The sequence below is a fragment of the Variovorax fucosicus genome, assembly GCF_030316825.1.
GTDB classification, from domain to species: domain Bacteria; phylum Pseudomonadota; class Gammaproteobacteria; order Burkholderiales; family Burkholderiaceae_C; genus Variovorax; species Variovorax fucosicus.
In genome coordinates this window covers 120,001-146,345 of the sequence record NZ_JASZYU010000005.1, presented here as the reverse complement: position 1 = coordinate 146,345, position 26,345 = coordinate 120,001, and the positions used below count along the sequence as shown (strand labels likewise).

General features: G+C 65.0%; 23 protein-coding genes and 2 rRNA genes (1 of these 25 running past the window's edge). 15 read left to right on the top strand and 10 right to left on the bottom strand.

Features of this window, described 5'->3' with window-relative positions; translation table 11 throughout:
* Window position 1 precedes the first annotated feature (1 nt).
* The 3 genes from gmhB to glyQ are packed head-to-tail and all read right to left on the bottom strand — an operon-like array spanning window position 2 to window position 3,650.
* A complete protein-coding gene (gene gmhB, locus QTI05_RS25750; RefSeq protein WP_286539586.1) occupies window positions 2-586 on the bottom strand; it encodes a D-glycero-beta-D-manno-heptose 1,7-bisphosphate 7-phosphatase in 585 nt (194 codons plus the stop codon).
* Between the two features lie 13 nt (window positions 587-599).
* Window positions 600-2,732, bottom strand: a complete 2,133-nt coding sequence (glyS, locus tag QTI05_RS25745; RefSeq protein ID WP_286622382.1) for a glycine--tRNA ligase subunit beta — start codon at window positions 2,730-2,732, stop codon at window positions 600-602.
* Window positions 2,733-2,741: 9 nt separating this feature from the next.
* Window positions 2,742-3,650 carry a glycine--tRNA ligase subunit alpha gene (gene glyQ, locus QTI05_RS25740; protein ID WP_286539588.1) on the bottom strand — a complete coding sequence of 303 codons (909 nt, stop codon included), beginning with the start codon at window positions 3,648-3,650 and terminating at the stop codon, window positions 2,742-2,744.
* Window positions 3,651-3,912: 262 nt separating this feature from the next.
* On the opposite strand from glyQ, the gene QTI05_RS25735 reads away from it, so the two are divergent.
* Genes QTI05_RS25735 through QTI05_RS25725 form a run of 3 tightly spaced genes read left to right on the top strand, consistent with a single transcriptional unit; the run spans window position 3,913 to window position 6,516 of the window.
* The gene (locus QTI05_RS25735) at window positions 3,913-4,872 is read left to right on the top strand and encodes a diacylglycerol/lipid kinase family protein (RefSeq protein WP_286621270.1); all 960 of its coding nucleotides are present in this window, start codon (window positions 3,913-3,915) and stop codon (window positions 4,870-4,872) included.
* The gene (locus QTI05_RS25730; RefSeq protein WP_286621269.1) at window positions 4,869-5,705 is read left to right on the top strand and encodes a metallophosphoesterase family protein; all 837 of its coding nucleotides are present in this window, start codon (window positions 4,869-4,871) and stop codon (window positions 5,703-5,705) included. The genes QTI05_RS25735 and QTI05_RS25730 overlap by 4 nt, the downstream gene beginning before the upstream one ends.
* On the top strand, window positions 5,695-6,516 hold the full coding sequence (locus tag QTI05_RS25725) for a phosphatase PAP2 family protein (RefSeq protein WP_286621267.1): 822 nt from the start codon (window positions 5,695-5,697) through the stop codon (window positions 6,514-6,516). The genes QTI05_RS25730 and QTI05_RS25725 overlap by 11 nt, the downstream gene beginning before the upstream one ends.
* A 6-nt stretch (window positions 6,517-6,522) precedes the next feature.
* On the opposite strand, the gene QTI05_RS25720 is transcribed toward QTI05_RS25725, so the two are convergent.
* Window positions 6,523-7,590: an asparaginase gene (locus tag QTI05_RS25720; protein ID WP_286621265.1), complete on the bottom strand. Its 1,068-nt coding sequence runs from the start codon at window positions 7,588-7,590 to the stop codon at window positions 6,523-6,525.
* Between the two features lie 158 nt (window positions 7,591-7,748).
* Between QTI05_RS25720 and QTI05_RS25715 the strand changes: the two genes are divergently transcribed.
* The 9 genes from QTI05_RS25715 (at window position 7,749) to QTI05_RS25675 (ending at window position 16,225) form a co-directional block, all read left to right on the top strand.
* Window positions 7,749-8,432 (top strand): TetR family transcriptional regulator C-terminal domain-containing protein, encoded by a 684-nt coding sequence (locus QTI05_RS25715; RefSeq protein WP_286621264.1) that lies wholly within the window; start codon window positions 7,749-7,751, stop codon window positions 8,430-8,432.
* 141 nt (window positions 8,433-8,573) lie between these two features.
* Complete coding sequence (locus QTI05_RS25710; RefSeq protein ID WP_286539597.1) at window positions 8,574-9,161, top strand: NAD(P)H-dependent oxidoreductase; 588 nt, start codon at window positions 8,574-8,576, stop codon at window positions 9,159-9,161.
* Window positions 9,162-9,517: 356 nt separating this feature from the next.
* A complete protein-coding gene (locus QTI05_RS25705) occupies window positions 9,518-10,774 on the top strand; it encodes an amidohydrolase family protein (protein ID WP_286621262.1) in 1,257 nt (418 codons plus the stop codon).
* A 16-nt stretch (window positions 10,775-10,790) separates the two neighbouring features.
* Complete coding sequence (locus QTI05_RS25700; protein ID WP_286621260.1) at window positions 10,791-11,669, top strand: creatininase family protein; 879 nt, start codon at window positions 10,791-10,793, stop codon at window positions 11,667-11,669.
* Between the two features lie 77 nt (window positions 11,670-11,746).
* Window positions 11,747-12,751 carry an ABC transporter substrate-binding protein gene (locus tag QTI05_RS25695; RefSeq protein WP_286621258.1) on the top strand — a complete coding sequence of 335 codons (1,005 nt, stop codon included), beginning with the start codon at window positions 11,747-11,749 and terminating at the stop codon, window positions 12,749-12,751.
* Between the two features lie 13 nt (window positions 12,752-12,764).
* Complete coding sequence (locus QTI05_RS25690) at window positions 12,765-13,595, top strand: ABC transporter ATP-binding protein (RefSeq protein ID WP_286621256.1); 831 nt, start codon at window positions 12,765-12,767, stop codon at window positions 13,593-13,595.
* On the top strand, window positions 13,592-14,395 hold the full coding sequence (locus tag QTI05_RS25685) for an ABC transporter permease (protein WP_286539604.1): 804 nt from the start codon (window positions 13,592-13,594) through the stop codon (window positions 14,393-14,395). Before QTI05_RS25690 ends, QTI05_RS25685 begins: the two co-directional genes overlap by 4 nt.
* Before the next feature lie 10 nt (window positions 14,396-14,405).
* On the top strand, window positions 14,406-15,767 hold the full coding sequence (locus QTI05_RS25680; protein ID WP_286621255.1) for an FAD-binding oxidoreductase: 1,362 nt from the start codon (window positions 14,406-14,408) through the stop codon (window positions 15,765-15,767).
* Window positions 15,764-16,225: a RidA family protein gene (locus tag QTI05_RS25675; RefSeq protein ID WP_286621252.1), complete on the top strand. Its 462-nt coding sequence runs from the start codon at window positions 15,764-15,766 to the stop codon at window positions 16,223-16,225. Before QTI05_RS25680 ends, QTI05_RS25675 begins: the two co-directional genes overlap by 4 nt.
* Here QTI05_RS25675 and lnt read toward each other — a convergent pair.
* The 4 genes from lnt to QTI05_RS25655 form a co-directional block, all read right to left on the bottom strand.
* The gene (gene lnt / locus QTI05_RS25670) at window positions 16,210-17,784 is read right to left on the bottom strand and encodes an apolipoprotein N-acyltransferase (protein ID WP_286621251.1); all 1,575 of its coding nucleotides are present in this window, start codon (window positions 17,782-17,784) and stop codon (window positions 16,210-16,212) included. The genes QTI05_RS25675 and lnt overlap by 16 nt on opposite strands.
* Window positions 17,781-18,659 (bottom strand): CorC family transporter, encoded by an 879-nt coding sequence (locus QTI05_RS25665; protein WP_286539609.1) that lies wholly within the window; start codon window positions 18,657-18,659, stop codon window positions 17,781-17,783. Before QTI05_RS25665 ends, lnt begins: the two co-directional genes overlap by 4 nt.
* A 69-nt stretch (window positions 18,660-18,728) precedes the next feature.
* Window positions 18,729-19,457: a GNAT family N-acetyltransferase gene (locus QTI05_RS25660; RefSeq protein ID WP_286539610.1), complete on the bottom strand. Its 729-nt coding sequence runs from the start codon at window positions 19,455-19,457 to the stop codon at window positions 18,729-18,731.
* Window positions 19,458-19,570: 113 nt separating this feature from the next.
* Entirely contained in the window at window positions 19,571-20,044 is a 474-nt protein-coding gene (locus tag QTI05_RS25655; protein ID WP_286539611.1) for an Lrp/AsnC family transcriptional regulator, read from the bottom strand.
* A gap of 166 nt (window positions 20,045-20,210) precedes the next feature.
* Between QTI05_RS25655 and QTI05_RS25650 the strand changes: the two genes are divergently transcribed.
* The 3 genes from QTI05_RS25650 to QTI05_RS25640 all read left to right on the top strand — a co-directional run bounded on the left by QTI05_RS25650 (window position 20,211) and on the right by QTI05_RS25640 (window position 23,819).
* Complete coding sequence (locus QTI05_RS25650) at window positions 20,211-20,999, top strand: transporter substrate-binding domain-containing protein (protein ID WP_286539614.1); 789 nt, start codon at window positions 20,211-20,213, stop codon at window positions 20,997-20,999.
* Window positions 21,000-21,207: 208 nt separating this feature from the next.
* Window positions 21,208-22,899 (top strand): AMP-binding protein, encoded by a 1,692-nt coding sequence (locus tag QTI05_RS25645; RefSeq protein ID WP_286621249.1) that lies wholly within the window; start codon window positions 21,208-21,210, stop codon window positions 22,897-22,899.
* A 50-nt stretch (window positions 22,900-22,949) separates the two neighbouring features.
* Window positions 22,950-23,819: an MBL fold metallo-hydrolase gene (locus tag QTI05_RS25640; protein WP_286621247.1), complete on the top strand. Its 870-nt coding sequence runs from the start codon at window positions 22,950-22,952 to the stop codon at window positions 23,817-23,819.
* 71 nt (window positions 23,820-23,890) lie between these two features.
* Here the strand turns inward: QTI05_RS25640 and rrf are convergent.
* Window positions 23,891-24,003: ribosomal RNA gene (rrf, locus tag QTI05_RS25635) — 5S ribosomal RNA — on the bottom strand.
* Between the two features lie 142 nt (window positions 24,004-24,145).
* Window positions 24,146-26,345 (bottom strand): 23S ribosomal RNA (locus QTI05_RS25630) (it continues 673 nt past the right edge of the window).

The window sequence follows — 26,345 nt, the reverse complement described above, 5'->3', positions numbered from 1 at the left end:
TTCAAGCTTCTTCTTTGGCTTCCAGCGCCAGCCGCTCCTCGCGCGCGAGCACGAAGTCGACAAAGGCGGCAAGGTTCTCGTGCACGCGCGTGCCGGGCGGATATTCCGGGGGCAGCGGATCGACGTTGCGGCAGGCCTCGCCCATGCCGGTCAGCAACAGGTGCGGCTCGCAGCCGGCGGCGGCGCTTGCCAGCGTATCGCGCAGGCTGTCGCCCGCAGTGGGCACGCCGGCCAGGTCGATGCCGTAGCGCTCCCCGATCTGGTGGAACAGGCCCGGGCGCGGCTTGCGGCATTCGCAGTCCTCGTCGGGGCTGTGCGGGCAATAGAACACCGCATCGACGCGCCCACCCACCGCGGCCAGCATCTTGTGCATCTTGGCGTGCATCGCGTTGAGCGAGGCCACGTCGAACAGGCCGCGGCCGAGCCCCGACTGGTTCGATGCAACCACCACATGCCAGCCGGCGTGGTTGAGCCGCGCGATGGCCTCGAGCGCGCCGGGCAGTGGCGTCCATTCGACATCGCTCTTGACGAAGTCTTCGCGGTGCACGTTGACGGTGCCGTTGCGGTCGAGGATGACGAGTTTCATGGTGGTGAAGACCTCAGGTTGCGAGCCGCTCCAGCTGGGCCACGCGGTTCATGGCTTCGTGCAGGGATTTGAGCAGGCCCAGACGGTTCAAGCGCAGGTCGAGCTGCTCGGCATTGACCATCACGCCGTCGAAGAACGCGTCGACCGGTGCGCGCAGCGCGGCCAGGCTTTGCAGCGAGGCGGTGTAGTCGCCCGCATCGAACCGGGCGTCGGCAGCGGGCACGACCTGCTGCATCGCCGCGAACAGCGCCTTTTCGGCCGGCTCCTGCAGCAGCACCTCGCTCACGTGGGCGTCGGCTGCTTCGGGCGACTTCTTGAGGATGTTGCCGATGCGCTTGTTGGCCGCGGCGAGCGCGGGCGCCTCGGGCAATGCGGCGAAGGCGCGCACGGCAGTCAGCCGCTTCGGCAGGCTCGACCATTCGGTGAGCTTGCGGGCGTAGACCGCCGCATCGACTTCCGACACCGAGTGGCCGGTGTCCTTCAGATAACCCTTGAGCCGCTCGACCAGGAACTCGTCGAGCTCGACCGACGGATCCTTGGCCAGCAACGGCCCGAAGGCCTCGAACGCCAGCCGGGTTAGTTCGTAGTAATGGAGCGGCAGCGCGCGCTCCACCAGCATGCGCACCACGCCGAGCGCATGGCGCCGCAGCGCGAACGGGTCGCGGTCGCCGGTCGGCAGGTTGCCGATGCCGAACATGCCGACCAGCGTCTCGAGCTTGTCGGCCAGCGCCACCACGACGCCGACCTCGCCGCGCGGCAGCGTGTCGCCGGCGAAGCGGGGTTTGTAGTGGTCTTCGATGGCGTCGGCCACCGCCGCGTCGAGGCCGTCGTGCAGCGCGTAGTAGCGGCCCATCGTGCCCTGCAGCTCGGGGAACTCGCCGACCATGTCGGTCACCAGATCGGCCTTGGCCAGTTGCGCGGCCTGGGTGGCCTGCGCCGCGAGCTTCGCGTCGCCGAGCTTCTCGGCGATGGCGCGCGCGATGTCCATCACGCGCGTCACGCGCTCGCCCTGCGTGCCGAGCTTGTTGTGATAGACCACCTTGCCGAGCGACTCGACGCGCGAAGCCAGCGACTTCTTGCGATCCTGGTCGAAGAAGAACTTGGCATCGGCCAGGCGCGGGCGCACCACGCGCTCGTTGCCTTCGATCACCGCGCTCGCATCGTCGGGGGTGATGTTGCTCACCACCAAGAACCGGTTGGTGAGCTTGTCCTGCGCGTCGACCAGCGGAAAGTACTTCTGGTTGGCCTTCATCGTGAGGATCAGGCATTCCTGTGGCACCGCCAGGAACTCGGATTCGAAGGCGCAGGTCAGCACGTTCGGGCGTTCGACCAGCGCCGTCACCTCGTCGAGCAGCGCATCGTCCTCGATCGGCCTGGCACCACCGCCGACCTTCGCGGCGGCCGCGGCCAGCTGGCGCGCGATCTCGCTGCGGCGCATACCGAAGCCGGCGATCACCGCGCCTTCGTCGGCGAGTTGCTGCGCATAGCTGTCGGCGTCGCGCAGCACCACCGGATCGAGCTTGGCTTCGAAGCGGTGGCCGTGTGTGTCGCGGCCCGACTTGAGGCCGAGCGCTTCGACCGCGATCACGTCGCTGCCATGCAGCGCGACCAGGCCATGCGCCGGTCGCACGAAGCTCACGCTGCTCCAGCCCGGCAACTCGCAATTGGTCTCGAGCTGGTAGCTCATGACCTTGGGGATCGGCAGTTTCGCGATGGCCTCGGCCAGCGCCTTCTGCAGGCCTTCGGCCAGCGTCGCACCGGTGACGGTGCTTTCGTAGAACAGCGCTTCGGCCTTGCCATCGGGCGCACGCTTGAGGCCGGCAACGGCCGAGGCGTCGGCGCCCAGCGCGCCGAGCTTCTTGAGCAGCGCGGGCGTGGCGTTGCCCGCCGCATCGAGCCCCACCGCCACCGGCATGAGCTTTTGCGAGACGGCCTTGTCGGCGGCCTGCACCGCGACATTGGTCAGGTGCGCAGCGAGGCGGCGCGGCGAAGCGAAAGCGGTCAGCACCGAGGCTGCATCGGCCAGGCCTTGCGCGACCAGTTGGTCACGCAGCACGCCGGCGAAGGCGTCGCCAAGCTTCTTCAGTGCCTTTGGCGGCAGTTCCTCGACGAACAGTTCGACCAACAGGTTCTTGTTGTTGTGCATGCTCATCGCTCAGGCTGCTTTCTTCTGCGGGATCTGGGCCACCCACTCACGCGGTGCCATCGGGAAGCCGAGCCGCTCGCGGCTCTCGTAGTAGCTTTGCGCGACGCTGCGCGCGAGGTTGCGGATGCGGCCGATGTAGGCGGCACGTTCGGTCACGCTGATGGCGCCGCGCGCGTCCAGCAGGTTGAAGCTGTGTGCGGCCTTGAGCACCTGCTCGTAGGCCGGCAGTGCAAGCTGCACTTCCATCAGGTGCTTGGCCTGCTTCTCGTGTGCGTTGAACGCGGTGAAGAGGAACTCGGCATCGGAATGCTCGAAGTTGTAGGTCGACTGTTCGACCTCGTTCTGGTGGTACACGTCGCCATAGGTGACGCCGGGCGCCCATTCCAGTTCGTAGATGCTTTCCTTCGCCTGCAGGTACATCGCGAGGCGTTCCAGCCCGTAGGTGATCTCGCCGGTGATCGGCTTGCAGTCGATGCCGCCAACCTGCTGGAAGTAGGTGAACTGCGTCACCTCCATGCCGTTGAGCCAGACCTCCCAGCCCAGGCCCCAGGCGCCGAGCGTGGGGTTCTCCCAGTCGTCTTCCACGAAGCGGATGTCGTTCTTCTTCAGGTCGAAGCCCAGCGCTTCGAGGCTGCCGAGGTACAGCTCGAGGATGTTCGACGGTGCCGGCTTCAGCACCACCTGGTACTGGTAGTAGTGCTGCAGGCGGTTCGGGTTCTCGCCGTAGCGGCCGTCCTTGGGCCGGCGGCTCGGCTGCACGTAGGCGGCCTTCCACGGTTCCGGGCCCAGCGCGCGCAGGAACGTGGCCGTGTGCGAAGTGCCTGCCCCCACCTCCATGTCGTAGGGTTGAAGCAATGCGCAGCCCTGGTCGGCCCAGTACGACTGCAATTTGAGAATGATTTGCTGAAAGTTCAACATGAGGCTGGCCGGCGTGGCCGGGCATGGAGCGGGAGCACGGGCGTCGCCCGCGAAGGGGGTGATTTTACGGGGGTGGCCACACCGGCCCGACGGCCAGGCTGCCCATCATGCCGAGACACCGGTGCGCATGGGGCGCCGAGGGCCCCCAGCGGTTGGCAGCGGGGCAACTCTCCGACACGCGGTTGCGCCATTGCCCGCCGCAACGGGGCCGGCGACGCTGCGATAAACAGCGGCTTTGACAGCGCCTTTGACGCACCCGCCCATGACGCCGCTCACCATGGCCCCCCACCCTCCGTTGCTGATCGTGCTGAACGCCGGCTCGGGCAGCGGCGTGGCTTCCGACGCGCGGCTGGCCATCGAAGCAGGGTGCGCGGCCGCGGGCCGCGAGTACCGCCTCTACCAGGTGGACGCGCCCGGCCGGCTGCAGGCATTGGCACGCGAGGCGGTCGCCCGCGCCCGCGAGTTGCGGGGCGTGGTCGTCGCCGCGGGGGGCGACGGCACCATCAACGCCGTGGCCCAGGCCACGCTCGGCAGCGGCTGCGCGTTCGGTGTGCTGCCGCAGGGCACCTTCAATTACTTCAGCCGCACGCATGGCATTCCGTCGGACACGGCCGAGGCGCTGCAGGTGTTGCTGAACGAAGCGCCCTGCGCGGTGCAGGTCGGCCTTGTAAACGACCGTGTGTTCCTGGTCAATGCGAGCATGGGCCTCTACGCCAAGCTGCTGGAAGACCGCGAAGCCTTCAAGGCGCAGTACGGCCGGCACCGCTGGGTGGCCTTGTGGTCGGCCCTTGTCACCGTGCTGCGCGGCGAGCGACCCTGGCATCTGCACATGGCGTGGCACGGGCGGCAGCGCGAGATCCGCACGCAGACCCTGGTCGTGGCCAACAACGCCTTGCAGATGCACCAGGTCGGCCTGGCCGAAGCGGACGCGCCGGAGCAGGGGCAACTGGCGGCCATTGCGCTGAAGCCACGCAGCGCGTTCACAATGCTCGGGCTCGTGGCGCGCGGCGCGCTGGGCCGGCTCGGCGAGGCCGAGAGCGTCGAGAGCTTTTCTTTCGAGGCGTTGACGGTGCAGCCCATGCGCAACCGCCGCCGCGTGAAGGTCGCGACCGACGGCGAAATCGGCTGGATGCAGATGCCGCTGCACTTCAGGGTCTCGACAGAACCGCTCTGGCTGGTGCGCCCGGACGTCGCTCCCGAACTGGAGGCCGCGCGCCAATGAACCCGGTATTGCTGCAGATTTCCGACCCGCACTTCGGCACCGAACAGGCGCCGGTGGTGCAGGCACTCGCGCGGCTGGCGCACGCTGAGGCGCCCGAGCTGGTGGTGCTCTCGGGCGACATCACGCAGCGCGCCACGCGCGCGCAATTCAGCGCGGCGCGCGCCTTTGTCGATTCGCTCGGCGCGCCGGCCGTGCTGGCCTTGCCGGGCAATCACGACATTCCGCTGTTCGCCCTCGGCACGCGGCTGCTTGACCCCTACGGACGCTACTGCGAAGCCTTCGGCGCCGAACTGGAGCCGGTGTTCGAATCGGCCGGGTGCCTGGCCATCGCGGTCAACACCACGCGCTGGTACCGCCACGAAGACGGCGAGGTGTCGGCCGCGCAGATCGAGCGCGTCGCGGCGCGCCTCATGCGTGCCACGCCGCAGCAACTGCGCGTGGTGGTGGTGCACCAGCCGCTGGCGGTGACGCTGCCCGAGGACGCATCGAATCGCCTGCACGGGCGCGCGGCGGCGGCGGCGCGCTGGGCCGCAGCGGGGGCCGACCTCGTGCTGGGAGGGCACATCCATCTACCCTTCGTGTCGCCCCTTCACGAGACGTTTCCGGACTGCGCGCGCGCGCTGTGGGCCGTGCAGGCCGGCACAGCCGTTTCGACGCGGGTGCGCGCCGGCGCGCCGAATTCGGTGAACCTCATCCGCTATGCGAGCGGTGCGGCGGCGCGCCATTGCACGGTCGAGCGCTGGGACTGCGCGCGAGGCGCCGAGCGTTTCGAGCAGGTGGCCTCGCACACGCTGCCGCTGGCCGACATGGCCACGATCCCGCATGCCGGCTGAGGCAGCACCGGTGGTCGGGTTCGCGCAGCAAATGGGCGAACATGCGCTGCCCGCGTTCCTTGCGACGGTGGCCGTCGCAGTGGCGCTGGCCGGCCTGGCCGGTTGGCTGCTGCACCGGCGCCGCACCCGCCGCAGCGCGGCCGAGGATGCCCCACCGCCCACTCTCGTGCGGCTGGCCGTGGCGTTTGCCGCCGGCTTCGCGCTGATCGTCTGTGCGGCCAGCCTGTTCGCCGCCATCGCCCGCCGGCTCGGCCCCGACAACACCATGGGGCTGGCCGATCAGGCACTGGCCGACGCGATCGCGCAGCACACGCCTGCGACCGCCTTGCGCGTGTTCGCGCTGCTCACGCACCTGGGCGACCCACCGGTGCTGGCCGTGCTCGGCGTGGTCGTGGCTGGGTGGTTGTGGCGCAAACGCGCGCGCCTGCTGGCCATCGGCTGGCTGCTGGCGCTGGGCGGAAACGCAGTGCTGAACCCGGTGCTCAAAGGTGTGTTCGAACGCACCCGGCCGCTGCACGACCATGGGCTGGCGCAAGCCACCGGCTTCAGTTTCCCGAGCGGCCACAGCTCGGGGGCCATGGTGGCCGGCGGCATGCTGCTCTACGTGGCGCTGCGCATGCTGCCGGCACGCTGGCATGCGGCAGCGGCGATGGCCGCCGTGGCGCTGGTGTTGGGCATCGCCTGCAGCCGCGTATTCCTGCGGGTGCACTTTGCGAGCGACGTGGCCGCCGGCCTGCTCTCGGGCCTTGCATGGGCCGGCGTGTGCGTGGCCGGCCTCGAGTTCGCACGGCACCGGCAAGGCCGGCGCTGACCAGACTCAATACTCCCAGAAGATCCGCTGGAGTTCCTTGGTGTCGTTGGTCTTGGTGAGCGCCACCATCGCCAGGATGCGCGCCTTCTGCGGACGCAGGTCGTGCGCCACCACCCAGTCGTACTTGTCGTCGGGCTGCTCGGCATTGCGGATCACGAAGCCGTCCGGCACGCGCGAGGAGCGGATCACCACGATGCCGTCGGCGCGCACCTTCTGCAGGCTGGGCACGATGCGGTCGGCAACCGAGCCGTTGCCCGGGCCGCCGTGGATCAGTGCCTTGATGCCGCTCTTGCCGAGCGCATCGATCGCGGTGGAGGCCACGCCTTCGTAGCCCATCGCGATTTCGACCGGCGGCAATGCCGTGATCTTGTCGATGTCGAACTCGGAATTCATGGTGTGGCGCTTGACCGGTGCACGGAACCAGTAGTTCTTGCCTTCCACCACCATGCCGAGCGAGCCCCACTGGCTGACGAATGCACTGGGCTTGATGTTGAAGTTCTTGGTGACGTCGCGGCCGCTCTCGATGCTGTCGTTCATGGTCAGAAGCACGCCCTTGCCCATCGCGTCCTTGCTGCCGGCCACGCTGACCGCGTCGTACAGGTTGAGTGCGCCGTCGGCCGACAGCGCAGTGCCCGGACGCATCGAGGCGACCATCACGATCGGCTTGTTGGTGTGAACCGTGAGCGTCAGGAAGTAGGCGGTTTCTTCCACGGTGTCGGTGCCGTGGGTGATGACGATGCCGTCGACGTCGGGTTGCTTCGCCAGGGCCGACACGCGCTTGGCCAACGTGAGGAGGTTGTCGTTGGTGAGGCTTTCCGAGGCGACCTGGAACACCTGCTCGCCGCGCACGTTGGCGACCTTCGAGAGCTCGGGCAGACCGGCGATCAGCTTCTCGACGCCGACCTTGGCGGCCGCGTAGGTGGCGCTGTTGACCGCCGAAGCGCCAGCGCCGGCGATGGTGCCGCCGGTGGCAAGAATCACCACGTTGGGCAGCGACTGGGCATGCGCCAGCGCACCGGCGGCCAGCAGTGCGGCCCCTGCTGCGAATGCACGGAAACGGGGAGAAAGGTACATAAAAGCTCCTGTGAATGTGTTCTAAATGTGTCGAGCGCCCGGGAAGATACAGGAACCGTGCCGCGATGCGCCTGCCTTCAATGCCAAGCGCACATGCGGCCATGCCGCCGCGGAATCGGGAGGGATTACCATCGTCTGCGCTCTCTCTGAACCGCACCATGAACGTCGACACCGCCTCCACCCCCGCGATCAGCGCGCAGCAGATGCCTGCGCCCGACGGCCCGCTCTCGCGCGCGCGGCCGGGGCGCGAGCGCATCCTCGCAGCGATCCGCGATGCGGCGGTGACGGAGTTCAGCCTGCACGGGCTCAAGGGCACCTCGACCCAGGCGATCGCGGCGCGGGCCGGGCTGACCAAGCCCCAGTTGCACTACTACATCGCTGGCAAGGAAGAGCTCTACGAAGAGTTGCTGATGCAGGTGCTGCACGACTGGAAGGTGGTGTTCGCGTTCGAAGACCATGCCAAGGATCCCGGCCTGGTGCTCGGCGACTACATCCGAAAGAAGCTGGATCACGCGTTCGACAACCCCGAGATCTCGCGCATCTTCACGCGCGAGGTGCTCGATGGCGGCCGCAACCTCGACCGCTACTGGCCCAACGCGCGGGCCTGGACGCAGAAGAAGGTCGACATCATCAACGGCTGGATCGCGCGCGGCCAGATGCGCCCGCTCGATGCCCGGCTGCTGCTGATGCACATCTGGGCCATGACCCAGAGCTACGCCGACTACGCGCTGCAGACGCGGGTGATGCTGGGCCTGCCCTCCGACGCGCCGCTTGACCGCGAGCCGATCGCGCGCGAGTTGGTGGCGTTCGTGCTCGCCGGCGCCGGTATTCCGCAGGCCTGACGGTTTCGCGCTGAACACCACGAGCGTGCCCTGACACGCGCCCCCCCGCCGCCGCAGCAATTCCCCGATCCGGTGCACAGGCGCTGGCACGCACTTTGCGTAAACCTGACCACTTGCTCTGATTAAGTGGTCAAACACACCATGCGCGTGCTCGTCGTCTACTGCCACCCGGTCGAAACCAGCTTCCATGCGGCCCTGCACCAGGAGGTGCTGAAGAACCTGCGCGCAGGCGGGCACGAGGTGGACGACTGCGACCTGTACGCCGAAGGCTTCAACCCGGTGATGTCGCGCGAGGAGCGGCTCGGCTACCACGACGTGCCCGCCAACCGCACGCCGGTGCAGGGCTACATCGATCGCCTGCAGTGGGCCGAGGGCATCGTGTTCTGCTTTCCGACCTGGTGCTTCGGCCTGCCGGCCATGCTCAAGGGCTACTTCGACCGGTTGCTGATGCCGGGCGTGGCCTTCGACATCAGCGACCCGGCCAAGGTGAAGCCGATGCTCACCAACATCCAGCGCATCAGCGCCGTCGTCACCTACGGGCGGCCGCGCTGGATGGCCTGGTACATGGGCGACCCGCCGCGCAAGATGGTCACGCGCTACATGAAGCGGTTGACCGCGCACAAGGCGCGCGTGGACTACCACGCCCACTACCACATGAACGTGGCGACCGAGCCCCAGCTCAAGCGCTTCATGACGCGAGTCGGTCAGGCCATGGCACGGTTTGCCTAGGATGAAAGCGAACGCTTTGATTCGATGCGGGCTGTGTGGCTTGGGGCGTTCGGGGCGCTATGGCTCTGGGCGGGATCACGCCGACGGCGTACTCTGCTCCGCGAATGTCCCCCGGCCTGCGGCCTCCTCCTTTATTTCGCTGCGCAGAGCACACCATCGGCCTGATCCGTCAGAGCGGTGGTTGATCGACGAATACAACGCAGCGTGTCCCGTGCCGAGGGTATCGGGTGCCTCCCGCAGCGAAATAAAGGAGGAGGCGAAGCCGGGGGACATTCGCGGAGGGAGGTACCCGATGCCCTCGGCACGCGCCCCGAATGCAGGCCACCGCCAACACAACGCACGGCGGAGCAACTGAGATGCAGCAGCCCCCGCACCTGCTGAACGACGCACGGCTGCCGCGCTGGCTGTTGCCGTCCGACTGGCCGACCTCCGGCGGCGCGCCCATGCTGGCGCGGATCGTCCTGCAGGGTGGGCGAGTTCAATCTGTGGCGCCAGCCGACACGCCGGTGCCAGGCGGCTGGAACCTCGGCGGCGCACTGGTGCTGCCGGGCTTCGTCGATGCGCACACACACCTCGACAAGGCCTTCACGCTGCCGCGCATGAGGAACGTGCAGCCCGGCCTGCTAGGCGCGATCGACGCGATGCTGCACGACCGCGCCGGCTGGAGCACAGACGACGTGCGCGAGCGCGCCGGGCGTGGCCTGCAGTGGGCCTGGGAAAGCGGCAGCCGCTGGTTGCGCACCCATGTCGACTGGTGGGAGCCCGACGCAGTGCCGCTGGCCTGGCCGGTGATGGCCGAACTTGCGCAGGAGTGGGCCGGCCGCGTGCGGCTGGAACAGGTTGCCCTGATCAAGCTCACCCTGTTCGAGGACGCCGACCAGGCCCTGCGGCTGGCCCGCCTCGTCGCGTCGACCGGGCCGTATGCGCTGCTCGGCGGCTTCGTGCACTCGACCAACTGGAGCGAGCGGGCGCTGCGCAACCTGCTGCTCGCCGCGCAGGTCTGCGACCTCGATGTCGACCTGCATGTCGATGAAGAACTGAACGCCGGGGCGGTCGGCCTCGCGACCACGGCGCGCATCCTGCAAGAGATCGGCTTCGAAGGGCGCGTGGTCTGCGGCCACACCTGCGCGCTGGCAGCCCAGCCCGAGGCGCAGGCGCTGGACACGCTCGACGCGGTGGCGCAGGTGCCGATCACCATGGTGTCGCTGCCCGCCACCAACCTGCTGCTGCAGGACGCCGTTACCGGCCGCACGCCGCGCCAGCGCGGCATCACGCTGGTGAAGGAGGCGCGCGCGCGCGGCATTCCGCTGCTGTTCGCGAGCGACAACGTGCAGGATCCGTTCTGCCGGCTCGGCAGCTTCGACCCTGTAGACGCCCTCGCCACCGCGACGCTCGCGGCGCAGCTCGACGACCCGTTCGACACCTGGTCGGAAACGCTGTGCCGCGGCGACTGGCTGCAGCGCGGCACTGCGGGCCTGCCCACGCTGGTCGGCGCGCCCGCCGACCTGGTGCTCTTCACCGAGGCCGACATTCACGGCTGGCCCTCGCGCGCCGCCGCGCGCGTGGTGCTGCGCGACGGCGTCTGCGTGCGCGGCCAGCCAGCTTTTCACTGACCTGAAGGAACACCCCATGCTGCACGGCTACATACCGCCCCATCGCTTTCTGCCCTACCTGAGCTGGACGGAAATCAACGCGCTGCCCGACCGCGAGAGCACGGTGATCGTGCTGCCCTGCGGCGCCATCGAACAGCACGGCCCGCACCTGCCCTGTTCGGTCGACAGCGTCATCTCGTCGGGCGTGATGGGCCGTGCGCTCGACAAGCTGCCCGCCGAGGTGCGCGCCTTCGCGCTGCCGACCATCACCTACGGCAAGTCGGAAGAGCACCTGCACTTTCCCGGCACGATGACGCTGTCCGGCCCGACCCTGCTGGCCACCGTGATCGAGATCGGCGAATCGGTCTACCGCTCGGGCTTTCGCAAGCTGTTGTTCGCCAACGGCCACGGCGGCCAGCCGCAGGTGCTGGAGATGGCAGCGCGCGAACTGCGCCTGCGCCATGGCGACTTCGTGGTGGTGCCGCATGGCGTCTCGCGCCTGCCCAATGCATCGAGCAAGCAGGTGAGCGATCAGGAAAAGCGCCTGTCGATGCATGCCGGCCATTCCGAGACCGCGCTGATGCTCGCGCTGGCGCCCGACACCGTGCACATGGAGCATGCCGCGGCCAACTACCCGCCACCGTTTCCGATCAAGCTGCTGTCGCCCGACGGCCGGCCGGCCTGCGCATGGTCGGCGCGCGACTTCGGCCCGAGCGGCGTGATCGGCGACCCCACCAGCGCCACGCGCGAACAGGGCATCGAGATTCTCGAGACGCTGTCCGACAGCTGGGTGCAGGCGCTGACCGAGCTGTATGCGCTGCGCTGGGTGGTGCGCGAGGAAGCGACCTGGGGCCTCGGGCACCAGAGCGGCTTCATCCAGTCCTCGCCGCCGCTGGCCGCGGTGGCGGCGCTCTGAGGCGCGCTCCTTGCATTGACCCGCCCGTCCGTTCCTTCTTGCTTTTCTTCCTTCCTCCTGCCCGAAAGGTCCACACCATGCGCAAGCACCTCGCCTTCCGTCCCGCATCGCTCGCCGGCGCCGCCGCGCTGGCCGTCTCTGCTCTCGCCATGCCCGCGCATGCGCAGGCGACAGAACCCTTCACCTACATGACCAACTGGTACGCGCAGGCCGAGCACGGCGGCTTCTACCAGGCGGTGGCCCAGGGCATCTACAAGAAGCACGGCCTCGACGTGACCATCAAGATGGGCGGCCCGCAGGTCAACATCACGCAGATGATGGCGGCCGGCCAGGCCGACTGCATCATGGGTTCGAGCGACATCCAGATGATGCAGACGCGCGAAGGCGGCGTGCCGGTGGTCAACGTGGCAGCCTTCTTCCAGAAAGACCCGCAGGTGCTGATCGCGCACGACGACGTCAAGAAGTTCGAAGACCTCAAGGGCAAGACCATCCTGATCGGCGCGCAGGCCAACCGCGGCTACTGGCCGTGGCTCAAAGCCAAGTTCGGCTTCACCGACGAGCAGACCCGGCCCTACACCTTCAACATCCAGCCCTTCGTGGCCGACAAGAACGCGGCCCAGCAGGGCTACCTGACCTCGGAGCCCTATGCCATCCAGAAGGCCGGCGTGAAGAGCACGGTGCTGATGTTCAGCGACCACGGTTTCCCGGCCTACGCGACCACGGTGTCGTGCATGGAGAAGACCGTGAAGGATCGCAGCAAGGCGGTGGCCGCGTTCGTCAAGGCCTCGGCCGAAGGCTGGAAGAGCTACCTGGCGGATCCGGCGCCGGCCAATGCGCTGATCAAGAAGGACAACCCCAACATGACCGACGACCAGCTCGCCTACAGTGTGTCCAAGCTCAAGGAGATGGGCATGGTCACCGGGGGCGATGCGGCCACGATGGGCATCGGCGTGATGACCGACGCGCGCGCCAAGGCGAGCTACGACTTCCTCGTGGGCGCCAAGCTGCTCGACCCGGCCAAGGTGGCCCTGGCCAAGACCTACACCACCGACTTCGTGAAGGACGCCAAGGTTCTGCCTTGAGCTTTTCTTCTCCATGAACCGCATCGAACCCCACACCCTTGCACCGCCAGCGGCGCCTGCCGTGCCCGCGGTGGAAGTGCTCTCGGCCGAGAAGACCTATCCCAACGGCACACAGGCGCTGCTGCCGGTGGATCTGTCGATCGCAGAAGGCGAGTTCGTCACGCTGCTCGGCCCCTCGGGCTGCGGCAAGAGCACGCTGCTGAAGATGGTGGCGGGCATGCTCGAGCCGAGCGACGGCCGCCTGCTGGTGTGGCGCAGGCCCGTGGCGCAGATTCACAGTTGCCCGCACAAGCTGTCCTTCGTGTTCCAGTCTCCCACGTTGATGCCGTGGGCCAGCGTGCAGGCCAATGTGCGGCTGCCGCTCGACCTCGCAGGCGTGCCGCGCAAGGAGGCCGATGCGCGGGTGACGGAATCGCTCGCGCTGGTGGGGCTCGAGAAGTTCGCCGATGCGCTGCCGCGCGCGCTCTCGGGCGGCATGCAGATGCGCGTGTCGATCGCGCGCGGCCTCGTGACGCAACCCGACCTGCTGCTGATGGACGAGCCCTTCGGCGCGCTCGACGAGATCACGCGGCACCGGCTCGACGCCGACCTGCTCGACCTGTGGCAAAAGAAAAAGCTCACCGTGATCTTCGTGACCCACTCGATCCACGAGGCGGTGTTCCTGTCGAACCGCGTGATCATGATGGCGGCGCGGCCGGGCCGCGTGGTCGAGCAGTTCGTGATCGACGAGCCCTACCCGCGCAGCCCCGACTTCATGGTGTCGCCGGAGTTCGCCCGCCATGCAAAGCGGCTGCAGGACAGCCTGCTGCGCGCCAGCAGTGCCGACGGAGCGTACGCGCGATGAAGGCCGGCCCCTTGCTGAACCAGCCGCGCGTGCAACGCGTGCTGTATCCGGTGCTGATCGGCGTGGTGCTGGTGGCGCTGTGGCAATGGATGGTGGTGGCGATGGAACTGCCGCCCTACCTCGTGCCGTCGCCCTATCTGATGATGCAGACGCTGGTGACCGACTGGGTGCCGCTGGGCAATGCGCTGCTGGTCACGCTCAAGATCACTGTGCTGTCGTTTGCGCTTGCAACGGTGGCGGGCGTGCTGATCTCCTTCCTGTTCGTGCAAAGCAAGCGCATCGAGACGGCACTGTTCCCGTATGCCGTGCTGCTGCAGGTGACGCCCATCGTCGCGGTGGCGCCGCTGATCATCATCTGGGTCAAGAACCCGACCGCGGCGATGACGGTGTGCGCGGCGCTGGTGGCGCTGTTCCCGATCATCAGCAACACCACGCTTGGCCTGCGCAGCATCGACCCGGATCTGCAGAGCTACTTCAAGCTGAACCGCGCCACGCGCTGGCAGCAGCTGGTGCGGCTGCGCATTCCGAGCGCGCTGCCGTATTTCTTCGGCGGACTGCGCATCTCGAGCGGGCTGGCGCTGATCGGGGCGGTGGTGGCCGAGTTCGTGGCCGGCACCGGCGGCTCGGGCGCAGGCCTGGCCTACCAGATCCTGCAGGCCGGCTTCCAGCTCAACATCCCGCGCATGTTCGCGGCCCTGTTGCTCATCTCGCTCACCGGCGTCGCGCTGTTCGTGCTGATGGCCTGGCTCAGCAAGCTGGCGCTGGGCTCGTGGCATGCGAGCGAACTTTCCAACGATTGACTTGACGACCATGAACGCGCCCACCTCCGCCATCGAACAACTTCTGCTCGAGCTGCCCGACCTCGACTGGATCACCGACGAGAGCCGCGTCGCGCGCCTGTCGCAGGACTTCGCCTGGTTCAGCCCGGTGCTGAACCGCCAGCTCAAGGACAAGCGCGCCGACGCGGTGGTGCGACCGCGCACCGAAGACGAGATCCGCGCGCTGGTGAGCGCCTGCGTGAAGCGCAAGGTGCCGATCACGATCCGTGGCAGCGGCACCGGAAACTACGGCCAGACCACGCCGCTCGCAGGTGGCGTGGTGCTCGACATGACCGGCTACAACGCACTGCAGTGGGTACGCCCCGGCGTGGCCCGCGCGCAGGCCGGCATCCGGCTCGGCGAGCTCGAGAAACAGACGAAGCCGACCGGGCAGGAACTGCGCTGCATGCCCTCGACCTACCGCAGCGCCACGCTCGGCGGCCTGTTCGGCGGTGGCTTCGGCGGCGTCGGCTCGATCAACTTCGGGCCGCTCGGTGCGCCCGGCAATGTGCTCGGCCTTCGCGCGATGACGATCGAGGCCGAGCCGCAGGTGGTTGAACTGCGCGGCGCAGAGGCGATGCGCATGCACCACCTCTGGGGCACCAACGGGCTGGTGCTGGAACTCGAAGTCGGTCTCGCCCCGGTGCATCCCTGGCTCGAGACGCTGGTGACCTTCGGCGATTTCGACCAGGCGCTCGCATTCGGCGACGCGCTGGCCCACGCGCCCGGCATCGTGAAGCGCGAGGTCGCGTTCTTCGCGAGTCCGGTGCCCGATCATCTGGCGCAACTCGCCAACCACCTGCCGGCGGGCTGTCATGCGGTGCTGTCGCTGGTCGCCGAATCCTGCGAAGAACCGATGCTGGAACTGGCCGCCCTGCACGGCGGCTCGGTGAGCTACCGCAAGACGTCGGCCGAGGTGCACAAGAGCAACCGCACGCTGATGGAATTCACCTGGAACCACACCACGCTGCATGCGCTGAAGGTCGACAAGACACTGACCTACCTGCAGAGCAGCTTCGTGCCAGGGCAGCACGTGCAGCAGATCACCGAAATGGAACGGCTGCTGGGCGGCGAGGTGCTGATGCATGTCGAGTTCCTGCGCAACCTCGAGGGCCTCCTCACCTGCAGCGCGCTGCAGCTGGTGCGCTTCACCAGCGAGGAGCGGCTCGACGAGATCATCCGCATTCACCGCGAGCACGGTGTGCGCATCAACAACCCGCACACCTTCATCGTCGAAGACGGCAAGGCCGGCGGCGCGCTGCCGCCCGAGATCGTTGCGATGAAGCAGCGCTTCGACCCGCACGGGCTGCTCAATCCGGGCAAGCTGCGCGATTGGCCGGTGGCAGCGACATGAGCGCCGCGCCCGGCCAGCCGATGGCGAACTACGCGGCCTCCAAGCGCGTGGGCGATTTCCTGCTCCTGAGCGGCGTGGTCGCGGTCGACCCGGCACGGCGCGCGGTGCTCGACCGCTATGAAGATCTGCCCGACACCGCGCGCGCGGCGCTGGGCGGGCTGGGCTATGTCACGGGGCAGCTCAGCGTCGACGTGTTCGAGGCGCCGATCGTGGCGCAAAGCTGGTTCGTGCTCGAACGCATTCGCCAACTGGCGGCGGAGCACGGCGGCACGATGGACGACGTGGTCAAGCTGGTGCAGTACTTTCGCGATCTGCGGCACTACCCGGCCTACAACCGTGTGCGCGGCCTTTTCTATCCGGGCGAGCCGCCGGTCAGCACGGTGGTCGAGGTGTCGCGTTTCCTGCCGGGCGACGGCGCGCTGATCGAGGTCGAGGCGACCGTTTACCTGCCGCGCTGACGCCGGCGCAGCAGTACGGTGGCCGCGACCACCGCCAGCGCCGTGATCCACAAGGGCCAGAGCCCCAGGTGGGAAACCCAGCGCGCATAGGGCGTGAGGCCGTGTCGGCCCTCGACCTCTGCCATCAGCACACCGCGCGTCAGGCGCGGCAGCGATTGCGTCACATGCCCGCGGTGATCGATCACCACCGTGGCGCCGGTGTTGGTGGCCCGCACCATGGGCCGCTGGAACTCGAGCGCGCGCATGCGCGAGATGGCCAGGTGCTGGTCGATCGCCACGGAGTCGCCGAACCAGGCGATGTTGCTGACGTTGAGCAGGATGGTCGGGGCCGTTGCCTCGTCGCGGAAGTTGGCGCCGATCTCCTCGCCGAATAAATCCTCGTAGCAGATGTTGGGAGCGATGCGCTGGCCCTGCCAGTCGAACGCCGGCTGCGCCAGGCCGCCGCTGCGGAAATCCGCCAGCGGGATGTTCATCATGGCGGTGAACCAGCGAAACAGCCCGGGCACGAACTCGCCGAATGGCACCAGGTGGTGCTTGTCGTAGCGGTAGGCGTCCGGCGCGCCGGGCTTGAAACCGAGCACGGTGTTGGTGTAGCCGCGCCGGTCACCCATCGGCAAACCGACGATGGCCGCCTGATTGCCCTGGCCGTAGCGCGCAGCGACGGACTCGAGATAACCGGGCGGCAGTTGTATCGGCAACAACGGCAAGGCGGTTTCGGGCGTGACGACGAGGGACGCTGTGGCGTCGCGCAGCTGCGTGCCGTACCAGTCGAGCGCCGTGGCGATGCCGCCGCCGGGAATGAACTTTTCGTCCTGCGGGATGTTGCCCTGGAGCAGCGCCATCCGCAGCCGCGGCGGGGGCGGTACCAGGTCGGAAACAGCGGGGTCGGCGCTGTCGACGGAAGCCAGCCCGAGGCCGGCCACCATGGCTGCCGGCGCCAGCCATGCCAGCTTATGGCGGTGGTAGTCGAGCCGCAGGCACTGGGCCAGCGCCACCGCGACCAGCGCGGCCACCGCGCCGATGCCATAGACACCGACCAGCGGGGCAAACAGCGCCAGCGGCCCGTCGACGTGCGCGTAGCCACCGGCGCCCCACGGAAAGCCGGTGAACCAGCTGCCGCGAACCAGCTCGGCCGTTGTCCAGAGTGCTGCGAAGAACAAGGCGCGCCATGCCCAGCGGGCGGGCGCAAAGGCCACGAAAAATGCACAAGCTGCCGCGTAGTAGAGGCCCAGCGCGGCCGCCAGTGCGAACACGGCAACGGCGGCCAATGGCGCTGCCAGCCCGCCATAGGTGTGCATCGAAATGAACAGCCACCAGAAAGTGCCGCAAAGCCAGGCGGTGGAAAAGATCCAGCCGAACAGGAAGCCGCTGCGCCATGCACGAGGGTGGCCGCCGAGGCGCAGGGCGTCGAGTTGCCAGACCAGTGCCGCCAGCGACAGCAGTTGCAGCCACCAGAGCGGTTGCCCACCGAAGTGGCCCGCGAACGGCCAGGCGATCGACGCGGCCTGGGCCAGCCCCGCAAGCCCGAAGCCCAGCGCGCGAACGAGCGCCGTCTTCAATCGGATGCGTCGTCGCCGCGGGCCGGCGAGACCTTGAACCAACGCACGGCACCACCCTTTGTGTGCAGCACGACAAAGTCGAAACCGCCCAATGCATGGTGCTCACCGCGCTTGGGCACGTGGCCCATCTCGTGCGCCACGAGTCCGCCGATGGTGTCGAAATCTTCGCTCAGGGCCTCGTCGTCGAAGGTGATGCCGAAAGCTTCGGCCACGCGCTCGATCGGGGTGTCGCCCGAGACACGGTAGGTGTGGTCGGCCAGGCCAAAGATGTCGCCCTCGTCTTCGGGGATGTCGAACTCGTCTTCGATCTCGCCGACGATCTGCTCCAGGACGTCTTCGATGGTGATGAGCCCGGCGACACGACCGAACTCGTCGATGGTGATGGCCAAGTGGTTGCGGTTGCCGCGAAACTCGCGCAGCAGATCGTTCAGGCCCTTGCTCTCGGGCACGAAGGTGGCGGGACGCAGCAGCGCGCGGATGTTGAGACCCGGCGCACGCTGCAGCTTGAGCAGATCCTTCGCCAGCAGGATGCCGATGATGTTTTCCTTCTCGCCCTCGTACACCGGAAAGCGCGAGTGCGCGGTGTCGATCACCAGATTGATCAACGCGTCGAGCGGTGCGTCGATGTCGAGCAGATCCATGCGCGGGGCAGCGACCATCACGTCACCCGCCGTCATGTCGGCCATGCGCAGCACCCCCTCGAGCATCACGCGCGACTCGGCGCCGATCACGTGGTTGTCTTCGGCATCGGCCAGCGTCTCGATCAGTTCGTCGCGCGAGTCGGGACCGGGGTGGATGAATTCGGCCAGCTTCTGGAGAAAGCTGCGCTTGTCTTCCCGTTCAACGGGGATGCGCTCGGAGTGAGGTTCGGCCACTGCGGGAGGGCGGAGTTGGGGAAGCGCAAGGATACCGGAAAGGGCGTCGCCCTCCGGGAAAGCGGAGGCCTATTGCGCCGACTTGTCGCGCGCGGCACGCACGCCGCTTCGCACTTCCTGCACGCTGGCCAGGAACGACCAGAACTGCTTGGCGCGGGTCTTCAGCTGGAAGTCGACCTCGGCGAAGTGATCCAGCGCGATCTCGCTCATCCGGCTGTCGAAGGTGGCCTGCGGCAGTTGCAGATGCGCCTCGGATTCGGAACCGCTGCGCACCACGGTGGCGCCGGCCTTGCGTGCGATCTTGAGCATGGCGGCGTTCTCGCTCAGCGCGTGAATGAACAGCATGCCGACACCTTCGTTGCGCGCGGTGACGACCGCGCGCTCGAACAAGCGGGCACCGTAGCCACGGCCACGGGCGTGCTTGGCCACCGAAACGCCGAACTCGGCGCAGTCGTTGGGCTGGTCGGCCGGCGCGAAGGCGACGTGCGCCATGGCGATGAGCTCGAGCCGGCGGTTGTAGATGCCGAACATTTCGTCGCGGTCGAAGTCGAGCGCGTCGACATAGCGCTGAACCTGCTCGTCCGAAGCCGAGTAGCCGAAGCGCAGATAGCGGTCATGAACGTCGAGATCGAGCAGATGGCGCGCGATCCGTTCGCGTTCGCCGGGCCCGATCGAGCGGATCGGCACCAGCACCGGTTGCTGCGCCGGTTCGCCGGGCGGACGCGACTCAAGCATCGGCGCCTTCAGGAAGGAGCCGGCACCGAGCGAGGCCTTGAGGATGGAACTTGCATAGAGCATGCATACAATGTAAGGGTTTTCCCTTAATGTGCAAGTCAGCCAACGCCGATAACCCGGTCTGGAGTGACGGATTACCGGTAACTGTGGCGCGCATACAAACGCAGGCGGTCGTTTTACACAGGCACTGCCGTGGTGGTCTTGACCCGATCCAGCACGAAGCTGGTCTTGCAGTCTTCAACGCTGGGGTGCTTGAGCAGGGTGTCCATGATGAAACGGCTGTAATGCGACATGTCTGCCACCACAACGCGCAGCAAATAGTCCATTTCACCGGTCAACGCCGCACATTCGACCACTTCTGGCCAGGTTTGCACACTGGCGCGGAACAAATCCATCGGATTGCGCTTGTGGCTCTCGGTGTGCTTTTCAAGCCGGACGTTGAGGTAGGCGGTCAGCCCGAGTCCTACGGCCTCGGGTTTTACCAAGGCAACGTAGCGGTCAATGACACGATTTTCCTCAAGCCGCTTGACCCGGCGCAATACCGCGCTGGGCGACAGACTGACCTGCTCCGCAAGCTGCTCATAGGTAGCGCGGCCATCTGCTTGCAGCGTGCGCAGAATCAAACGATCGAGCTTGTCGAGTGCATCCATTTATCCATTTTCACAGCTTTGTTGCGCGGGGGCATTTTCTTTCCCCCGAGAACGCTGAAAAACTGAAGCGCTCTGCGCCTACATTGCAACTCTGGCGCGGCGGCGTATCGAGCGCCGCACAATAAGAATCCCTCATCCCTTTCTTCACTACTGTCTGGAGCCTTGCATGCGGAACGCGCTTTCGATTTCTTCCATCCTGGCATCGGCCGCCGTGCTCGGTGGCTGCGCCATCGCGCCGGCGGTGGCCCCGGTATCGCATCTGGACACGGTGCAGAAGGCGGCCACGCTGCGCATCTGCACGCCGGGCGACTACAAACCCTTCAGCTTCCAGAAGCCGGATGCCAACTACGAGGGCATCGACGTCGACCTCATGGCGAGCTTCAGCGCCAGTCTCGGCGCGAAGCCCGAGTGGGTGAAGACAACCTGGGCCAACCTGCTGCCCGACCTCACGGCCGGCAAGTGCGACATTGCGGTGGGCGGTGTCTCGGTCACGACCGAGCGGCAGAAGCGCGCCTTTTTCAGCGCCCCGTACATGGTGAACGGCAAGACGCCGATCGCACGCTGCGCCGATGTGGCCAAGTACCAGAGCGTGGCGGCCATCGACCAGCCCGCAGTGCGCGTGATCTTCAATCCGGGCGGCAGCAACGAGCGCTTTGCGCGCACCAGCTTCAAGCAGGCCAAGCTCACGATGCATGGCGAGAACGTGACCATCTTCGACGAGATCCTGGCCAACCGCGCCGATGTCTTCGTTACCGAATCGGCCGAGGCCATCACGCAGCAAAAGCTCAAGCCCGGCCTGTGCGCCATCAACCCAGACAAGCCGCTGCAATACGGGGAAATGGGCTGGATGCTGCCGCGCGACGACGTTGCCTTCAAGGCGTACGTCGACCAGTGGCTGCACCTGTCGCAGGCCGGCGGCGAGTTCCAGCGCGTGATGGATCGCTGGCTCAAGTAGCCGCAACGGAGTTGCCGTGCATGGCGACTCCCACCCGCCCACGGCGTTGCGGCTGTGCAGTTGCCGGCGCCGGCCTGCCGCCGTCGCCCGGCGAGACCAACCTCCGCAGGAACTGCGGCGCTATCGCCGTGGCGACAGGCCTTACTAGGACAAGCCCGCTGGCGGCGGGCACCGATGCGCTCCGACAATCCGCGCCACAGGAGATTGCATGCAGACATCGGCGCCCATTCAGAACTATCCGGCCAACGTGCCACGCGACATCGACCCGGGGCAATACCGCTCGCTCGGGCAGATGTTCGACGAATCCTTTCAGCGCTACGCTGCACGGCCGTTTTCGGTCTGCATGGAGAGCTGGATGTCCTATGGCGAACTCGATCAACAGTCGAAGGCGCTCGGCGCCTGGCTGCAATCGCTCGGGCTGGAGCCCGGCGCGCGGGTTGCGATCATGCTGCCCAATGTGCCGCAGTTCGCGGTGACGATGAGCGGAATCCTCCGCGCGGGCTACACCTGCGTCAACGTCAATCCGCTCTACACCGCGCGCGAACTCGAGCATCAGCTCAAGGACTCGGGCGCGACCGCGATCATCATTCTCGAAAACTTCGCTGCCACGCTCGAGAAAGTCATCGACCGCACACCCGTCAAGCATGTGGTGGTGACCGCGATCGGCGACATGCTTGGCGGGCTCAAAGGCACGTTGACCACGCTGGCCGTCAGGCACCTCAAGAAGCTGGTGCCGCCTTACAAGCTGCCGCTCGACAACGGTCGCACGGTGACACCGTTCGCCCGCGTATTGAGCGAGGGCCGCGGGCGCAAGCTGGGGCCGGACACGTCCACCCTGGACTCGATCGCGTTCCTTCAATACACCGGCGGAACCACGGGCCTGTCGAAAGGCGCCGTGCTGAGCCATCGCAACATCATCGCAGCCACGCTTCAGGCCGAAGCTTGGTTCACGCCCGCATTGGCACGCGCCGGCGATCTCGCCAAGGTCAACAGCATTGCGGCGCTGCCGCTGTATCACATCTTCGCGCTCACTCTGTGCCTGCTCGCCATCCGCCAGGGCTCGCACCTGACGCTGATTCCGAACCCGCGCGATTTCGACGGCTTCATCGCCACGCTCAAGAAGCGCCCATTCCACATGCTGCCGGCTGTCAACACGCTGTTCAACGCGCTCCTGGTGCACCCGCAGTTCAAAACCGTCGACTTCTCGACGCTCTTTGTGTCCCAGGCCGGCGGCATGGCGGCTTCGGAAGGCACGGCGAAGAAATGGTTTGAGGTGACCGGGTGCCCGATGATCGAAGGCTGGGGTATGAGCGAAACATGCGCGATCGGCACCAACAATCCTGTCATGAACACCGCATTTACCGGGACCATCGGTTTGCCGTTGCCGAGCATTGAGATCGCGATCAAAGACGATGACGGCAATTCGTTGCCAAATGGTGAATCTGGCGAGCTCTGTATCAAAGGGCCCAATGTGATGGTGGGCTACTACAACCAGCCGGCCGAAACGGCCGAAGCCTTTACCGCGGACGGTTTCATGCGCACTGGCGACATCGCCATCCAGCTTCCGGATGGCACCAGCAAGATCGTGGATCGCAAGAAGGACATGATTCTTGTGAGTGGATTCAACGTTTTTCCGAATGAGCTGGAAAACGTGATCTCGCTCTGCCCCGGTGTCCTGGAATGCGCAGCCATCGGCGTGGCAGACAACAAACAGGGCGAGGCGATCAAGGTGTTTGTGGTGCGAAAGGATCCCTCACTGAGTGAGGCGTCGGTGTTGCGCTTCTGCGAGGACCAGTTGACCGGCTACAAGCGCCCGAAATTCATCGAATTCCGCGACTCGCTGCCCAAGACGAACGTCGGAAAGATCTTGCGTCGCGAACTGCGAACCGCCGCACATTGAAGAGGTTGCAAGAACCACCCCCGAACCTCCAGGTTCTGGAGCGCGGGTGGTTGTCTGCGAACAACATCCTCCTGATCGGGTCGGATGACAGCGCGCTGATCGACAGCGGTTACTGCACGCATTCGGAGCAGACCGTCTCGTTGGTGAGTGCGGCACTCGGCGCGCGTGCACTCGACACCCTGTTGAACACGCATTTGCACAGCGATCACTGCGGAGGAAACGCTGCGCTTCAGCTGAGATTTCCGGAACTGCGAACACACATCCCGCCTGGAGAAGCAGCAGCGGTAAGACGCTGGGACGAAGACGCCCTCAGCTACCGCGCAACCGGTCAGCAGTGTCCACGCTTTGAATTTCAGAATGTGCTGGAGCCCGGCAGCGAGAAATATCTGGGTGACTTGCTTTGGCAGGTGTTTGCTGCGCCTGGCCATGACCCGCACTCGGTGATCCTGTTCAATCCAGAGTCACGCACATTGATCTCAGCGGATGCATTGTGGGAAAAAGGCTTCGGCGTGGTGTTCCCGGAGCTGGTCGGTGAACCTTCTTTCGGCGACGTTGCCGCTACATTCGATCTGATTGAAAGTCTCGCGCCGCAGACAGTGATCCCTGGACACGGATCCGCGTTTCACGACGTCCGTCGCGCGCTGGCAGGAGCACGGGAGCGGCTCGATCGCCAGGCGGCAAATCCATCGAAACATGCGCGGCATGCACTGAAGGTTCTCATCAAGTTCAAGCTGCTCGAGACCCAGTCAATCTTGACCGAGGACCTGTGCGAATGGGCGCGCAATACGCCCTATTTCGAGCTGGTTCGGGCGCGCTTTTTTGTCGATGAGAGTTTGAGCGCGATCACCCGGGAATTGCTCGATGAGCTCGTGCATTCGGGTGCAGCGGCTATTTCGGGAACCAGCATTGTCGACCGCTGAACTGCAGCGATCGACATGCTTTCACCTAAAAAGAAAGCCCAACCGATTGGTTGGGCTTTCTGGCTGTAAGAGCCTGACGATGACCTACTTTCACACGGGAACCCGCACTATCATCGGCGCTGACGCGTTTCACTGTCCTGTTCGGGATGGGAAGGAGTGGTACCACGTCGCTATGGTCATCAGGCATAACTTGTTGTCTGACTGATCACATGATCAATCAAACGAATTCATAGAGTTTGGAATCAGCACGCAATGACTGCGCTGCTTGAATGTATTTTGAATGCGTCAACTTGGCATAACACCTTGATCTGATTGATCAAAGTTATAGGGTCAAGCCGCACGAGCAATTAGTATCAGTTAGCTTAACGCATTACTGCGCTTCCACACCTGACCTATCAACGTCCTGGTCTTGAACGACTCTTTAGGGGGCTCAAGGCCCCGGCAGATCTCATCTTGAAACGAGTTTCCCGCTTAGATGCTTTCAGCGGTTATCTCTTCCACACTTAGCTACTCGGCAATGCCACTGGCGTGACAACCGATACACCAGAGGTGTGTCCACTCCGGTCCTCTCGTACTAGGAGCAGGCTTCCTCAAATCTGCAGCGCCCACGGAAGATAGGGACCAAACTGTCTCACGACGTTTTAAACCCAGCTCACGTACCTCTTTAAATGGCGAACAGCCATACCCTTGGGACCGGCTACAGCCCCAGGATGAGATGAGCCGACATCGAGGTGCCAAACACCGCCGTCGATATGAACTCTTGGGCGGTATCAGCCTGTTATCCCCAGAGTACCTTTTATCCGTTGAGCGATGGCCCTTCCATACAGAACCACCGGATCACTATGTCCTGCTTTCGCATCTGCTCGACTTGTCAGTCTCGCAGTTAAGCACGCTTATGCCATTGCACTATCGTCACGATGTCCGACCGTAACTAGCGTACCTTCGAACTCCTCCGTTACGCTTTGGGAGGAGACCGCCCCAGTCAAACTGCCTACCATGCACTGTCCCCGATCCAGATAATGGACCTAGGTTAGAACCTCAAACACACCAGGGTGGTATTTCAACGTTGGCTCCACAAGATCTAGCGACCCTGCTTCAAAGCCTCCCACCTATCCTACACAGATCTGTTCAAAGTCCAATACAAAGCTACAGTAAAGGTTCATGGGGTCTTTCCGTCTTTCCGCGGGGAGATTGCATCATCACAAACATTTCAACTTCGCTGAGTCTCAGGAGGAGACAGTGTGGCCATCGTTACGCCATTCGTGCAGGTCGGAACTTACCCGACAAGGAATTTCGCTACCTTAGGACCGTTATAGTTACGGCCGCCGTTTACTGGGACTTCAATCAAGAGCTTGCACCCCATCATTTAATCTTCCAGCACCGGGCAGGCGTCACACCCTATACGTCCACTTTCGTGTTTGCAGAGTGCTGTGTTTTTAATAAACAGTCGCAGCCACCGATTTTTTGCAACCCATTCATGCTTCGTTGTTCACTACACACTAATAGGGCACACCTTCTTCCGAAGTTACGGTGTCAATTTGCCGAGTTCCTTCTCCTGAGTTCTCTCAAGCGCCTTAGAATACTCATCTCGCGCACCAGTGTCGGTTTGCGGTACGGTCGTATATAGCTGAAGCTTAGTGGCTTTTCCTGGAACCTCGTTCAGTCACTTCACCAGCAAGCTGGCTCGATCATTGGCCTCGGTATATGTGCACCGGATTTGCCTAGTGCACGCCTACATCCAACTAAACCGGGATATCCAACACCCGGATGACCTATTAAGATCCGTCCCCACATCGCACTATATATCGGTACAGGAATATTGACCTGTTTCCCATCAGCTACGCATCTCTGCCTCGCCTTAGGGGCCGACTCACTCTACGCCGATGAACGTTGCGTAGAAAACCTTGCGCTTACGGCGAGGGGGCTTTTCACCCCCTTTAACGCTACTCATGTCAGCATTCGCACTTCTGATACCTCCAGCACGCTTTACAACGCACCTTCACAGGCTTACAGAACGCTCTCCTACCACTTGCAATAAATTGCAAATCCGCAGCTTCGGTAACTGGCTTAGCCCCGTTACATCTTCCGCGCAGGACGACTCGATCAGTGAGCTATTACGCTTTCTTTAAATGATGGCTGCTTCTAAGCCAACATCCTGACTGTTTTAGCCTTCCCACTTCGTTTCCCACTTAGCCAATTTTAGGGACCTTAGCTGGCGGTCTGGGTTGTTTCCCTCTTGAGTCCGGACGTTAGCACCCGGTGCTCTGTCTCCCAAGCTGTACTCATCGGTATTCGGAGTTTGCCTTGGTTTGGTAAGTCGCCATGACCCCCTAGCCAAAACAGTGCTCTACCCCCGATGGTAATACTTGAGGCACTACCTAAATAGTTTTCGGAGAGAACCAGCTATTTCCAAGTTTGTTTAGCCTTTCACCCCTATCCACAGCTCATCCGCTAGTTTTGCAACACTAGTCGGTTCGGACCTCCAGTACCTGTTACGGCACCTTCATCCTGGCCATGGATAGATCA